This window comes from Alphaproteobacteria bacterium, from assembly GCA_030740435.1.
GTDB lineage: Bacteria > Pseudomonadota > Alphaproteobacteria > UBA2966 > UBA2966.
On record JASLXG010000022.1, the window covers coordinates 1 to 13,787 of the forward strand.

Below are 13,787 nucleotides of genomic sequence, written 5' to 3' on the forward strand. Positions count from 1 at the left end.
ACCGCAGCGATGATCCGAGACCGAAGAGCGAGAGGATGACTGCACCCCATCTGGTAGCCTCCTTTGATACGAACACAACATCATGTGGAGACACCAGTGAATCAGCACATCCGATTCAATGCAATCTTGAAATGCTCTAGGCACCGGCGCAAAACATGTGGTTGGGAGGGGGAGCGGGTGGCCGGGCGATAGCTAACGTTAGGTCGCCATGCGTTTTTGCCGACGGCGCTCGACGGACGAGGCGATGCGCATGGATTCGCGGTATTTGGCCACCGTGCGGCGGGCGATATCGATGCTGGCGGCGCGCAGCAGTTCGACGATTTTGTCATCCGAAAGAATGGCCTCGGGGGATTCGTTGTCGATCAGCTCGCGGATGCGGTGGCGCACCGATTCGGCCGAGTGGGCGGCGCCGCCGACAGCCGAGGAAATGGCCGAGGTGAAGAAGTACTTCATGGGGTAGATGCCGCGCGAGGTGCTCAGGTACTTGTTGGCGGTGACCCGGCTGACCGTGCTCTCGTGCATGTCGATGACACCGGCTATGTCGCGCAAGTTGAGCGGCTTGAGGTATTCGATGCCGTGGGCCAGGAAGCCATCTTGCTGGCGCACCAGCTCGGTCGCCACCTTGAGGATGGTGTTGGCGCGCTGATCCAGCGACTTGACCAGCCAGTTGGCCGAATTGAGGCGCTCGCTGATGTAGGCCTTGTCCTTGTTCGACTTGGCCTGGCCGCTGATGGTGGCGTGGTACTGCATGTTGACCAGCACCTTGGGCAGGGTGTCGCCGTTGAGTTCGATGTGCCAACCGCCGCTGGGGCTGGGTCGCACGAAAACGTCGGGCACCACCGCCTGGATGATCTCGGAACCGTAGCGCAGCCCCGGCTTGGGATCGAGCGCCCGGATCTCGTTGATCATGTCGGCGATATCCTCGCCGTCGACGTTGCAGAGACGCGCCAGGGCGCCGAGGTCGTGCTTGGCCAGCAGATCGAGGTTGTCGATGAAGATCTCCATGGCCGGGTCGAGGCGATCGAGGTCGGCCAATTGCAGCGCCAGGCACTCGGCCAGGCTGCTGGCGAAGGCGCCGGGCGGATCGAAGCCCTTGAGAACCTCGAGCGTGCGGTCGACACGCTGGCGCGAACAGCCGATCATCTCGGCCACCAGATCGAGATCGCCAGTGAGATAGCCGGCCTCGTCGACGGAGTCGATGAGGTGGACGCCGATCATGCGGTCGACGGCATCCTCGACGTCGACGTTGAGTTGCTCCAGCAGATGGTCGGTCAGCGACAGTCCCTCGCTGGTGTTTTGCTCCAGGGAGTAGCCTGAGTCGCTGAAATCGCTGCGCCCGCCGTGGCTGGGGCCGAAGCCGTCGATGGTGGCGGCGTCGCTGGCGTAGCCGGGCTCCGCCGGTTCGCTGCCGATGGCCTCGTTGAGATCGACGTCGAGCGGCGCCTCGTTCTCCTGCGGCAGGTTGGCTTCGTCGGAAAAGTCGGCCGCGTCAGGTACAACCTGTTCCGCCTCGAGGCCACCTTCGGCGGCTTTATCGGCGCCGTCGCCGTCGCCGGCGCTTTCGCTGTCACTGTCGCTGCTTTCCTCGGGCTGGTGGTCTATGTCGGGGCCGTCACCGCGTTCGGGCTGGTTGGGATCGGCCTGCTCGAGCATGGGGTTCTGCTCGACCTCCTGCTCGACATAGGACATGAGATCTAGATTGCTCAATTGCAGCAACTTGATGGCTTGCTGCAATTGCGGCGTCATCACCAGATTCTGGGACTGGCGAACCTCGAGTTTGGGGGAGAGCGACATGGCCGGTGATCGGGATTACATGCTGAACTGCCGGCCCAGGTAGACCCGGCGAACGTCCTCGTGGGCGACGATCTCGCTGGGCTCGCCCTCCAACAGCACCTGGCCCTCGTGCAGAATGTAGGCACGATCGATGATATCCAGGGTTTCGCGCACATTGTGATCGGTGATAAGCACGCCGATGCCGCGGTGCTTGAGGTGCGAGACAAGGTCGCGAATGTCGGCCACGGCGATGGGATCGATGCCGGCCAGGGGCTCGTCCAGCAGCATGAAGCCGGGCTGGGTGGCCAGCGCCCTGGCGATCTCGACGCGGCGGCGCTCGCCGCCCGAAAGCGCCAGCGCCGGTGCCCTTCTCAGATGCGAGATGGAAAACTCGGCCAGCAGGTCGTCGAGGATCTGTTCCCGCCGGTCGCGCTCGCCCTCGACCACTTCCAGCACTGCCCGGATGTTGTTCTCCACCGTCATGCCGCGGAAGATCGAGGCCTCCTGCGGCAAATAGCCGATGCCCAGACGGGCGCGGCGATACATGGGCAGTTCGGTGACGTCGTGGCCGTCCAGCGTGATGGTGCCGTAATCGGCGCCGATCAGGCCGGTGATGATATAAAAACACGTCGTCTTGCCGGCCCCGTTGGACCCCAAAAGGCCCACCGCCTCACCGCGCTCGACATGCAGGCTGACGTCGCGCAACACCGGCCGCTTCTTGAAGCGCTTGCCGATCTTGTGCGCCTCCAGACCCTGGCTGCGCCGCACCAGCCGCGGGCCCTCTGGGGCACCGTCTGGGGCCGAAGAGCCGGAAAGAGCTTCGTGAGGATTGTCGGACATGCCTTATCACTACGCTGACAGGGTTAACACAACATAACCGGCCGAGCGGATGGTCCGCAACCAGCCCCCGATCAACGTTTCGGCTTCTTGCGCGGCACAAACAGGCCACGCACGCGACCGCCCTTGCCGGAAGCGGCTGGAGCGCCCTCTACCTTGCTCCTTCCGGTTTCCAGGTTCAATACCAAACGATTGCCGCGGATGACGTTGTCGCCGCGCGTCAGCACCACGTTGCGGTCGAGTGTCACGATGCCCCCGTCGACATCGTAAACGCCGCTGTCGCCCTCGGCGGTCTCCTCGGCGGTGGAAAAGAACACCCGCCCCGAAGCCTCGATGCTGGAAATGCCGCTCTCGGCCGAGCCGCCTTTCTTGGTCGGCCGGTAGTGGACCACGAGCCTTGCGGCGCGCAGGCGCATGGTGCCCTGGATGGCCAGGACGTTGCCGCGGAAGATGGCCCGGCGCTGGTCCTGCTGCACCTCCAGCTGGTCGGCGGTGATCTCGATGGGCTGCTCGGTTTGCGCCCGGTTCTGGGCCTGGGCCAGCGCCGCCACCAAAGTGAACCCCAGGGCCAGCAGCCCGGCCGGCCATATTCCGCCGCTCTTCATCGCTGTCCCCCGGGCTGAAGTACCAGCTTGACCTGGCCCTCGAAGATCAGCCGCTGCCCCCGATCAAGGAAGCGATAGCCGCTGGCGCTCAGCACCCCGAAGGGGCCCTGGCCTTTGACCGGTTTGTCGCTGGAAGCGCTGCCGTTAGCCAAATCGACGGTGGACGACTGGGCCTGGAACTCGTACCCGGCGTCGGAGAAGATGTTGACCGGGCCGATAAGATCCAAGGTTTGTTGCTGGCGGTCATAAAGGCCGCTTTCGGCGATCATGGTCAGCCACATGCCGTTCTCGAGCGTCATGTCGGCCTGCAAGGTGCGCAAGTTGACGCGGCCGGGGTCGTCGCTGTCCTGAAGGGCCCGGTCGGCGGTCACCAAAAAGGGCCGGTTGCGCCGGTCGGAGCCCACGAAGCGGGCATTGGTCATGCCCGGATTGCCCTGCTCGTCGCTCTCCAGACTGGCGAAGGAAAGGCGGATGGCCTCGGGATCGCTGTCGCCGCCGGGCCAGGCTAGCACCAGCGCCGTCAGGCCCAGCGCCGTGGCCGGCAGCACGAACTTCATCAAGCCGACGAAGCGGCTGTAGCGCTGGCTCAGGCGCTTGATGGTCCGGCTGCGGCGCACCAGCCGGTCGAGCTTGGCGTTGTCGGCTGCCGGGAGCGTCACGCTAGCGCTGCCCATAGGCCGTTCAGACCACGCCCGCACGCAACAGATCGTGCAGGTGCAGCAGCCCCACCACGGTTCCCGCCTCGACCACGAAGAGGCTGGTGATGGCGCTCTGGTTCATGCGCCCCAAGGCCTCGGCCGCCAGGGCCTGGGGGCCAATGGTCTTGGGCGCAGGCGTCATGATCTCGGCGCAGGCGCGACCCAGCAGGTCGGGCGCCATGTGGCGTCTGAGATCGCCGTCGGTGACGATGCCCACCAGGCTGCCGTCGTCTTCGGCGATGCCGACGCAGCCGAAGCTCTTTTGCGACATGATGAGAATGGCGTCGGCCATGCGGGTATCGGGCGCCGCCAGCGGCACCGCCTCGCCCTGATGCATGAGGTCGCCGACCTTGAGCAACTGGCTGCCCAGCTGGCCACCGGGATGGAGGGCATGAAACTGCTCGGAAGAAAAGCCCTTGCGTTCCAGCAGCGCCACCGCCAGCGCGTCGCCCAGCGCCAGCATGGCGGTGGTCGAGGTGGTCGGCGCCAGGCCCAAGGGACAGGCCTCGGGCGTCGGCGGCAGCTCCAGCGCAACGTCGGCGCTCTGGGCCAATTGGCTGCCCGGGCTTCCGATGATGGCGAGCAGCGGGATGGCAAAGCGCCGGCTGTAGGCCACCAGGTCGTTGAGCTCGGGCGTGCGGCCCGAATTCGACAGCACCACCACGGCGTCATCCTTGGTGATCATGCCGAGATCGCCGTGGCTGGCCTCGCCGGGGTGGACGAAAACCGCCGGGCTGCCGGTCGAGGCCAGCGTCGAGGCGATCTTGCGCGCCACGTGGCCGCTCTTGCCCATGCCACTGACGATGATGCGGCCGGCCACCGCGTCGAGACACTCGAGGGCGGCTACGAAATCCTTGCCCAGTGCCGCCGCCAGCGCCGCCAGGGCCTCGGACTCCAGGCGCAGCACGCGCCGCGCGATGACCAGGTCGTCAGCCTGGCGATCCGGTTTTGTTTCTCTAGCTTCCGCGGCAACCATACCCGCCTCTGGCCCCCTCAGTGGGCGAAGATGTCCTGGTCGGCCCAGCCCGCCAGATCGAGCTCGGCACGGATGGGCACGAAGGCAAAGCAAGTGGCGGCCAGATGGCTGCGCCCCTCGCGCACCAGCCGGGCGTCGAGCTCGACACGCAGCCGGTGCAGGTAGAGCACATCGGCGGCGGCATAGTCGAGCTGCGCCTGAGAGAGTTGCGCCGCCCCCCAGTCCGAGGATTGCTGCTCCTTGGCCAGATCGACGCCCAAGAGTTCGCGGCAGAGGTCCCTGAGGCCGTGACGGTCGGTGTAGGTGCGGGTCAGCCTGGAGGCGATCTTGGTGCAGTAGACCGGCGTGCACAGCACGCTCAGCCAATGGCGGATGGCGGCCACGTCGAAGCGCGCGAAATGCATCAGCTTGACCACCGACGTATCCTGCATCAGCGTCCGCAGCCTGGGCGCCTCGTAGTTGCCGGGCTTCAGTTGCACCATGTGGCAATCGCCGTCGCCGGCCGAGAGCTGGACCAGGCAGAGCCGGTCGCGCCGCGTCTTCAAGCCGGCGGTCTCGGTATCCACGGCAACGCCGTCGGGGAAGCTCAGTCCCTCGGGTAGGTCGCCCTGGTGAAGATGCATGGCCATGACGCGGGTCCCCTCGGCAGGCCGCCGCACCGCGCCGGCAAAGGGTCGGGCGGAACGGCCGGGGAAAGCTTTGGTGCCCAGGAGAAGACTCGAACTTCCACGACCCGAAGGTCACTAGCACCTGAAGCTAGCGCGTCTACCAATTCCGCCACCTGGGCACCGTGAGGCGATCTTGGTACGCGTAGCGGACAGCCCCTGTCAATAAGCTTGTACGGGCCGGCGCGCTAGCCCACATTTCTCGCCGGGTCATGAATGCCGCCCAGGGTCGAGCGCCGCTCAAAAACCGATCCCTGGTTGATCGTTTCAGCCGATGGCGTCTATTAGAGAAGCGCAGACGGTTGCAACGTCTAGGCTGCCTTGGTTGAGCGAATGTTCCTAAGTACGTTCGACATCTTCAAGATCGGTATCGGGCCGTCGAGTTCCCACACCATGGGGCCGATGATCGCGGCCGGGCGGTTCCTGGAAGCGCTTCGGGTTGCGCCATCGGGCCCTGGGCGGACGCCGGCCCGCGTCGCCTGTTCGCTTCATGGCTCCCTGGCCTATACGGGGCGGGGACACGGAACCGACCGGGCGGTCATCCTGGGCCTGATCGGCGAGCAGCCCCAGACGCTGGATCCCGACCGTGCCAAGGTGTTGGAATCCCAGGTCCGGAGCGAGAAACGCCTGCGGCCGACGGGGCTGCCGGAACTCTCGTTCGACCCCGCTACGGACTTGAAATTCGATAACGAATTGGTCTTGCCCGGCCACGCCAACGGTTTGCTATTGCAGGCCTTCGACCTGAGCGGCGACCTGTGCCTGCGGGAAACCTACTATTCCATCGGCGGCGGCTTTGTCGTTAGCGAGGCGGAACTGGCCGGGCTGGAGCTGGCAGCGGACGCTTTGCCCGGGGCCGAAATCGCGGGCGGGTACCCCTATCCCTTCGGCTCCGCGGAAGAGATGTTGCGAATGGGCGGGGATTCGGGAAAAACCATCGCCGAAATGAAGCGAGCCAACGAGCTGGTTTCCCTGGGCGCGGCTGACCTGGACGTACGTCTTGACGGTATCTGGCAGGCCATGAACGACTGTATGGCACGAGGCCTGCTCAATGAGGGCGAGCTGCCCGGCGGTTTGCCTGTCAGGCGCCGGGCAAAATCGATTATGGACCAGCTCGAGGGCGAAAAAGAACGCAACGCTGCCCTGCCCCATGTGGTGAACGATTGGTTGGCGGTTTATGCCATGGCGGTGAACGAGGAAAACGCGGCGGGCGGCCGAGTGGTCACGGCACCGACCAACGGCGCGGCCGGCGTCGTGCCCGCCGTGATGCGGTACTGCCAAGACCATTGCGGTGGCGCGGCAAGCGGGAGCAGAGAAGACTTTCTCTTGACCGCCGCGGCGATCGGCGGGCTGATCAAGCACAATGCTTCGATCTCCGGCGCTGAAGTCGGGTGCCAGGGCGAGGTCGGTTCCGCCGCGGCAATGGCGGCGGCGGGATTCTGCGCCGTCCTGGGCGGCACCAACGAACAGGTCGAAAACGCCGCTGAAATCGCCCTGGAACACCATTTGGGCATGACCTGCGATCCGGTGGCGGGGCTGGTGCAAGTGCCTTGCATCGAGCGCAACGGATTGGGCGCGATCAAGGCGGTAGCGGCGGCATCGCTGGCCTTGCGCGGCGATGGGCGGCATTTCATGCCCTTGGATCATTGTATCGAGGCCATGCGCCAGACCGGCCTGGAGATGAATGCGAAATACAAGGAAACATCGACCGGCGGATTGGCGGTCAATTTTCCCCAGTGCTGAAGACAGGCTTTGCTTTGAGGGCCGGGCGCTTGTCGTTATCATGGCCCCGGCGTGGTGCCCGCGAGCGACCCCTGGAGAACACTATGAACGACGGTCTGGCAACGGTTTTCGGCGGCTCGGGTTTCATCGGCCGCCATATCGTGCGGCGCCTGGCGGCCGAGGGCTGGAGGCTCAGGGTGGCGGTACGCGACCCGGAGGCCGGCAGTTTCCTCAAGCCCATGGGCGAGCCGGGACAGGTGGCAGTGGTGCAGGCCAACCTGCGCGACGACGCCAGCTGCACGGCGGCGCTGGCCGGGGCCGACCTGGCCATCAATTGCGTCGGCCTCTTGTTCGAGCGCGGCGCCCAGAGCTTCGAGGCGGTACATGCCGAGGGCGCCGGACGCGTCGCCCGGGCGGCCGCCGCCGCCGGGGCCAGGCAATTTGTCCAGCTTTCGGCCCTCGGCGCGGCGGCGGATTCGCCGGCCCGCTACGGCCCCAGCAAATGGGCCGGCGAGGAAGCGGTGCGCCAGGCCTTCCCCGCCGCCGCCATCGTCCGCCCCAGCGTGGTCTTCGGACCCGACGACGAATTCTTCAACCGCCTGGCGCTGCTGGCCAGCCTGTCGCCCGTGCTGCCGCTGTTTGGCCCCAACCCCTTCGACGCCGGCAACACGCTTTTCCAGCCACTCTACGTCGGCGACGTGGCCGAGGCGGTGGTGCGCATCGTCGCTGGGCGCCAGAGCGGCGTCTTCGAGCTCGGCGGCCCCGAAATCCTGAGCTATCGCCAGATCATGGAACTGGTGCTGGCCCACACCGGGCGCCGCGCGCTGCTGGTGCCGCTGCCTTTTGCCCTGGCCCGCATGACGGCCTTCTTTTTCGAGCTCATGCCCAAGCCGCTGGTCACCCGCGACCAGCTCAGGCTCATGGAAGTGGACAACGTGGTGGGCCAAGGCCTGCCGGGCCTGGCCGAGCTCGGCCTCAGGCCGACGCCGATCGGCAGCAAGCTGCCCGATTACCTGGCGCGTTTCGCCCGCGGCGGCCTGGCACCCACGGTGGCCTGAAGTTTAAGCATAAACCCAGTAAAGAATGCCGCCGCCCAGCGCCAGGCGGTAGAGCACGAAAATGCCGAAACCGGCGCGCCTCAGCCAGGCCATCATGGCGGCCAGAGCGGCGAGGGCGACGAGAAACGAGAGCCCGGCCGCCAGCGCCGCCTCGAGGCCGAGCACGAAATCGCCGCTAAGGTAGATGCGGGTACCGTCGACCAGGCCGGCGGCGAGGATCACGGGTATCGACATCAGCATCGAAAAGCGCGCCCCATCGATGCGTTCGAAGCCCAGGAAACGGGCCATGGTCATGGTGATGCCGCTGCGGCTGGTGCCGGGCACCAGGGCCAGCACCTGAGCCAGGCCGATGGCCAGGGCCAAGTCCACCTTCATGTGCTCGAGCCGGCGAATGGTCATGCCGGTGCGGTCGGCAAGGAACAGCAAGATGCCGAAACCGATGGTGGTCCAGCCCACCACCTCGGCCGAGCGCAGCGCGGCATTGACGTCGTAGCGCACGAAAAGGGCGCCCACGATCAACACCGGGAGCGTGGCGACGATCAGGTAAAGCGCCAGTTGCGACCCCGGCCCGCCGCGACCCAACACAAGCTGGAAGAAGCCGAGAAAGACCATCCAGGTCTCGCGCCAGAAGTAGATCAACACGGCCAGCAGGCTGCCCACGTGGACGGCGACGTCGATGACCAGGCCCTGGTCGGGCCAGCCGGTCAACGCCGGCACCAGCACCAGATGCCCCGACGAGCTTACCGGCAGGAATTCCGTCAGGCCCTGGACCAGCGCCAGGATGGATATGTGAATCAGGCTCAAGAGCGGATCCCCATCGCTATGCCCCCCCGGTTATAGCAAAGCCCGGGCCTTCTGACTCCCCCTTTCACGGCTTTTGTCGCTCACGGCGGCGGAGCTTCGCTCCGCTGCCTCCGCGGGGGCGCCGCGGTAGCGGCGGGTCGCGGTCGCTCCCGTTGCAATAAAAGACCAAGCAGCAAAAACCACGCTTTTTGTCGGCCCTAAGCCGCCCCCCGATAGGGGGGCGGAGGCCAAGGGCGCGGATGCGCCCGCCCGGTGAGGGTTCAACAAAAAGCCGCGCCTGCGCGGCCGGCCGCGCCGATGATTCCCACAAAACGTGAATCGTTGCGGGATTCGCTCTAGAGTCCGGCCATGCGCATCCTCTATCAGCACTGGCTGTCGCCCGATTGCCGTACCGTGCGGGTGGTTTGCGAGGAAAAGGGTCTGGACTACGAGACCCGGGTGGAAAAGACCTGGGAGCGCCGGCCCGAGTTTCTCGCCCTCAACCCGGCCGGCGAGGTGCCGGTACTGGTCGAGCCCGACGGCGCCGTCGTGGTGGGCGCCGTGGCGATCTGCGAATACCTCGAGGAAGCGGCCTTCGATAGTGCTTTGCCGCTGCTGGGCACGGTGCCGGCCGGCCGGGCCGAGGTGCGCCGGCTGGTCGACTGGTTCGGGCAAAAATTCGCCCGCGAGGTGACCACCTACCTGCTCAGCGAAAAGATCGACAAGCGCTTCATGGGCCGGGGCGAGCCCAGTTCCGAGGCCATCCGCGCGGGCAAGCAGAACATGGGCGCGCACCTCGATTACATCGGCTTTCTCACCGAGCGGCGACGCTGGCTGGCCGGCGAGCACTACAGCCTGGCCGACATCGCCGCGGCCACCCAGCTCTGCTGCCTCGACTACCTCGACGACGTGCCCTGGGATAAATACGAGGGCGCCCGCGACTGGTACGCCCGCATCAAGTCGCGGCCCAGCTTCCAGCCGCTGTTGGCCGACAGCATCCCCGGCCTGCCGCCGCCCAAGCACTACGCCGATCTCGACTTCTGACCATGGCCGGGGGCGATAGCTGCCGCATCCGGGCAAAGGCCCTGGAGCTCGGCTTCGACGCCGCAGGCTTTGCCGCACCGGAGGGCGACGCCGGGGAGGCTTTGCGCGAGTTCCTGGCCCGCGGTTGCCATGGCGACATGGCCTGGCTGGAGCGCCGGATCGACCAGCGGGCGCGGCCGACGGCGCTCTGGCCCGAGGCCCGTAGCGCCATCGTGCTGGGCTCGAATTACGGCCCCCAGGGCGACCCGCTGGCGCCGTTGGCCGAGCCCCAGCGGGCTTTGGTCTCGGTCTACGCCCGCGGCCGCGACTACCACGAGGTGGTGAAAAAGCGCCTCAAGGCATTGGGCCGCTGGCTGGCGGCCGAGTTCGACTGCCAGCTCAAGGTCTTCGTCGATACCGCGCCCTTGATGGAAAAGCCGCTGGCCCAGGCCGCCGCCTTGGGCTGGCAGGGCAAGCACACCAACCTGGTCTCGCGGGAGCTCGGCTCCTGGCTCTTCCTCGGCGTGATCCTGTCGACGCTGGAGCTCGAGCCGGATAGGCCCGAGCGCGACCACTGCGGCTCCTGCCGGCGCTGTCTGGACGCCTGCCCCACCGGCGCCTTCATGGCGCCCTACCGGCTCGACGCCCGGCGCTGCATTTCCTACCTGACCATCGAGCACAAGGGCCACATCCCGGCCGAACTGCGCCCCGCCATGGGCAACCGGGTGTTCGGCTGCGACGACTGCCTGGCCGTCTGTCCCTGGAACAAGTTCGCCCAAGCCAGCGCCGAGGCCGCCTATGCCGCCCGCCCCGAGATCGCCGAGCTCGGGCTGGCCGAACTGGCCGACCTCGACGAGGACGAGTTCAAAGCCCGCTTCCGCCACTCACCCGTCAAGCGAACGGGCCGCCAGCGGCTGGTGCGCAACGCCCTGATTGGCCTGGGCAACGCCGGCGACGCCAGCGTCATGCCGCTGGTCGAAAGCCTGCTCGACGACCCCTCGCCCCTGATCCGCGCCATGGCCGTCTGGGCCGCCCGGCGGTTGCTCGACGGAGCCGCCTTCGCCGGCCTCAGGGACAGTCGCGCGGCCGTTGAAAGCGATGGCGCGGTACGGGCCGAGTGGGAGGCGCCTTGAGAGAATTCAAGCCGCCGTCTCGCGGCCCAGGAACCATTCGACGATGCGGTCGTTTTGCTCGCTCGGGTAGGCGTGGCTGAGGTCGGCGATTTCGCGGTACTCGACCTGGGCACCGGCGGCAGTGAGGGCGGCATTGGCGGTGCGCGCCATGTCGATGGGGAACATCCAGTCCTCGGCCCCGTGGGTGAGGTAGATCGGCACCTCAGCCAAGCGCCGGCGGTCGAGGAATTCCAGCAACATGGGCTGGAAGCTGGCCGATATCGGCGCCAGGTGGCTACACGACGCACCTGCCATCAAGCCGGCCAGGTAGGCGAAGGTGCCGCCGTCGCTCATGCCGGTGAGCAGAATCCGCCCCCGGTCGAGGTTCCAGCGGCTGCCCACGTGATCGAGGATGGCGGCGATGTTGGCGGCGTCCACTTCGGGCTGCATCAACGACCAGGTGCCGCCCCGCGCCGTCGGGCTTATCAAGATCGCGCCCCGGCTACGGGCTTGCTTGAGCCAGGTCCAGAGGAAAGCCCGGCCATGGCCGGCACCGCCGTGCAGCGCCACGATCACCGGATAGGCCGTTTGGGGGTCGTAGTATTCCGGCACGTAGAGGGAAAAACCGCCGCGCTGGTGCTTGGCGTTGTCGGCGTGCATGACGCCCAGGTCCGGGCCGCCGGGGGAATCACCGGCCGCCGCCAGGCGCTGGCGCAGTTCCTCGTCGGCCCGGCCGGCCTGATCGAGAAAAAACATGCTGACCGGGCCCAAATGGCCGGCCAGCGGGTAAAGCGCCTCGGCCGCCCGGGGCGCGAAGCGCAGCGCCCGATAGGCCTGCATCAGGCCCTCGGGGTGGTCGGCGGCGGCCAGGCCGGCGAAGCTCTGGCCCACCTGCTCGGCGGCGGCCTCGATGGGCTGCACCAGGGCGGCGCTTTGCGGCGGCCAGGAAATGCCGCGAAAATCCTCCAGGGCGGCGGCCAGTTCGGATTCCACGGATTTCAGGCCGGCCACCAGATCGCGCAGCCGGGCCGGGTGCAAATGGCGGCCAACATGGGTCAGGGCATCGAGGGCTTGCAGCAGCGGCGGCAGCACCGCGACGACGGCATCGATGCGCTGTTCCACCAGTTCGGGGGAATCGCCGGGCAGATCCTCCGGCGTCTCGGGGGCCGCCATGGCGTGGTCAGTAGTTCATCAGATGCTGGCGGATCTTGCGCCGGTGCGTCAGGCGGTGCTGGGTCTCCTCGGGAAAATCCGTGAGCAGCAACTGGCCCTTGTCGATGAAGATGTCGATCAGGTCTTCGACGATGACCATAATGTCGTCATCGACGCTGGCCAAATAACGCCGCATGGCGCGTTCGCCGCCGCCCTCGGTGACGAAGGCCAACAGCGCCGGATCGTTGCGCGGCACGCTTTCGGTGGCACCCTCGACGGGTTCGTCGAAGACCGCCGAGATCAAACCCTGGTCGTTTCTTTTGACGTAGCGCATGGCCGCTTCCTGTATCGTCGGGGCCCAGCCACCCGCTCCCCCTCCCAACCACCCATCGATGGTACGCTCGGGGTGGTTGGGAGGGGGAGCGGGTGGCTGGGGTCCTAACTCGCGACATGGGTAACACATCTACGTCACGACATGGGTAACAGTTCAAATTATCGGCAGGGAGGAGCTGCCGATGCCTTGGACGGAGACCTGTGCAATGAATGAGAGGATGTGTTTCGTGTCGGCTTATCTTGACGGTGCCGAGAGCATCAGCGCCTTGTGCCGTGAGTTTGCCATCAGCCGCAAGACGGGCCACAAGTGGCTGGCGCGCTATCGTAGCGAGGGCATTGCTGGTCTTGAGGAGCGCTCACGCGCACCCCATGGTAATCCCCGCGCCATGGCGTCGGATGTGATCGAGGCGGTTGTGGCGGTCCGTCTGCGCCATCCGACCTGGGGGCCCGACAAGGTCAAGGCCTACCTGGAGAGGACGGCGCCGGAGAGTTCCTGGCCGTCGGCTTCCAGTATGGGCCGCCAATTTGCCAAGGCCGGCTTGGTTCGTCGACGCAAGCGCCGGGTGCGGACCCCGGGCATGGGGCATCCTTTGGCGCTCTGCCTGGCCAGCAATGATGTTTGGTGTATTGACTTCAAGGGCTGGTTTCTGACCGCCGACGGCATCCAGGTTGATCCCCTGACCTTGAGCGACCAATACAGCCGCTACCTGCTCTGTTGCGAGGCGGTGGGGCGCTGCGATGAAAGCCATGTCTGGCCCCACTTGTCGGCCGCCTTCCTTGAACATGGCCTACCGAAGGTGCTGCGTTCGGACAACGGTCCGCCGTTCGCCAGCCGGGGTGCGGCAGGATTGTCGCGGCTGGCGGTGAAGCTGATCAAGGTTGGCGTGTTGCCTGAGAGGATCGAGCCAGGCAAGCCGCAGCAGAACGGCCGTCATGAACGCATGCACCTGACCCTGAAGCAGGAGACGGCCAGTCCGCCGGCGGACAGCTTGGCGGAACAGCTTGTACGCTTCCGCGACTTTCAACAGGTCTTCAATCACCAACGGCCGCATC

The 13,787-nt window shown here is 66.4% G+C and carries 14 protein-coding genes and 1 tRNA gene; 5 read left to right on the plus strand and 10 right to left on the minus strand.

The window, feature by feature from the left end; genetic code table 11:
* Positions 1-198: 198 nt before the first annotated feature.
* From rpoN to QGG75_02590, 7 genes are all read right to left on the minus strand, one after another.
* A complete protein-coding gene (gene rpoN, locus QGG75_02560) occupies positions 199-1,794 on the minus strand; it encodes an RNA polymerase factor sigma-54 (GenBank protein ID MDP6066129.1) in 1,596 nt (531 codons plus the stop codon).
* A gap of 15 nt (positions 1,795-1,809) precedes the next feature.
* Positions 1,810-2,613, minus strand: a complete 804-nt coding sequence (gene lptB / locus QGG75_02565; protein ID MDP6066130.1) for an LPS export ABC transporter ATP-binding protein — start codon at positions 2,611-2,613, stop codon at positions 1,810-1,812.
* Positions 2,614-2,684: 71 nt separating this feature from the next.
* Positions 2,685-3,215: a lipopolysaccharide transport periplasmic protein LptA gene (gene lptA / locus QGG75_02570; protein ID MDP6066131.1), complete on the minus strand. Its 531-nt coding sequence runs from the start codon at positions 3,213-3,215 to the stop codon at positions 2,685-2,687.
* Complete coding sequence (lptC, locus tag QGG75_02575) at positions 3,212-3,874, minus strand: LPS export ABC transporter periplasmic protein LptC (GenBank protein MDP6066132.1); 663 nt, start codon at positions 3,872-3,874, stop codon at positions 3,212-3,214. Before lptC ends, lptA begins: the two co-directional genes overlap by 4 nt.
* A 22-nt stretch (positions 3,875-3,896) precedes the next feature.
* Entirely contained in the window at positions 3,897-4,889 is a 993-nt protein-coding gene (locus QGG75_02580; GenBank protein ID MDP6066133.1) for a KpsF/GutQ family sugar-phosphate isomerase, read from the minus strand.
* A 17-nt stretch (positions 4,890-4,906) separates the two neighbouring features.
* Positions 4,907-5,518 (minus strand): ribonuclease D, encoded by a 612-nt coding sequence (locus QGG75_02585; GenBank protein MDP6066134.1) that lies wholly within the window; start codon positions 5,516-5,518, stop codon positions 4,907-4,909.
* 71 nt (positions 5,519-5,589) lie between these two features.
* A tRNA-Leu gene (locus QGG75_02590) sits at positions 5,590-5,676 on the minus strand.
* Between the two features lie 211 nt (positions 5,677-5,887).
* Here QGG75_02590 and QGG75_02595 point away from each other — a divergent pair.
* Together QGG75_02595 and QGG75_02600 are read left to right on the plus strand one after the other, a co-directional pair.
* Positions 5,888-7,294 carry an L-serine ammonia-lyase gene (locus QGG75_02595; GenBank protein MDP6066135.1) on the plus strand — a complete coding sequence of 469 codons (1,407 nt, stop codon included), beginning with the start codon at positions 5,888-5,890 and terminating at the stop codon, positions 7,292-7,294.
* 83 nt (positions 7,295-7,377) lie between these two features.
* The gene (locus QGG75_02600; protein ID MDP6066136.1) at positions 7,378-8,331 is read left to right on the plus strand and encodes a complex I NDUFA9 subunit family protein; all 954 of its coding nucleotides are present in this window, start codon (positions 7,378-7,380) and stop codon (positions 8,329-8,331) included.
* A 3-nt stretch (positions 8,332-8,334) separates the two neighbouring features.
* Here the strand turns inward: QGG75_02600 and QGG75_02605 are convergent, their stop codons facing one another.
* Positions 8,335-9,135 carry an undecaprenyl-diphosphate phosphatase gene (locus QGG75_02605; GenBank protein MDP6066137.1) on the minus strand — a complete coding sequence of 267 codons (801 nt, stop codon included), beginning with the start codon at positions 9,133-9,135 and terminating at the stop codon, positions 8,335-8,337.
* 348 nt (positions 9,136-9,483) lie between these two features.
* On the opposite strand from QGG75_02605, the gene QGG75_02610 reads away from it, so the two are divergent.
* The gene (locus QGG75_02610) at positions 9,484-10,158 is read left to right on the plus strand and encodes a glutathione S-transferase family protein (protein MDP6066138.1); all 675 of its coding nucleotides are present in this window, start codon (positions 9,484-9,486) and stop codon (positions 10,156-10,158) included.
* 2 nt (positions 10,159-10,160) lie between these two features.
* Complete coding sequence (gene queG / locus QGG75_02615; protein ID MDP6066139.1) at positions 10,161-11,270, plus strand: tRNA epoxyqueuosine(34) reductase QueG; 1,110 nt, start codon at positions 10,161-10,163, stop codon at positions 11,268-11,270.
* 6 nt (positions 11,271-11,276) lie between these two features.
* On the opposite strand, the gene QGG75_02620 is transcribed toward queG, so the two are convergent.
* Both QGG75_02620 and QGG75_02625 read right to left on the minus strand, forming a co-directional pair.
* A complete protein-coding gene (locus QGG75_02620; GenBank protein ID MDP6066140.1) occupies positions 11,277-12,422 on the minus strand; it encodes a dienelactone hydrolase family protein in 1,146 nt (381 codons plus the stop codon).
* A 7-nt stretch (positions 12,423-12,429) separates the two neighbouring features.
* Positions 12,430-12,735, minus strand: coding sequence for a hypothetical protein (locus QGG75_02625; GenBank protein MDP6066141.1), 306 nt, complete (start codon positions 12,733-12,735; stop codon positions 12,430-12,432).
* Positions 12,736-12,940: 205 nt separating this feature from the next.
* On the opposite strand from QGG75_02625, the gene QGG75_02630 reads away from it, so the two are divergent.
* Positions 12,941-13,787: helix-turn-helix domain-containing protein (locus tag QGG75_02630; protein MDP6066142.1), on the plus strand; the 847-nt coding region annotated here is incomplete at its 3' end.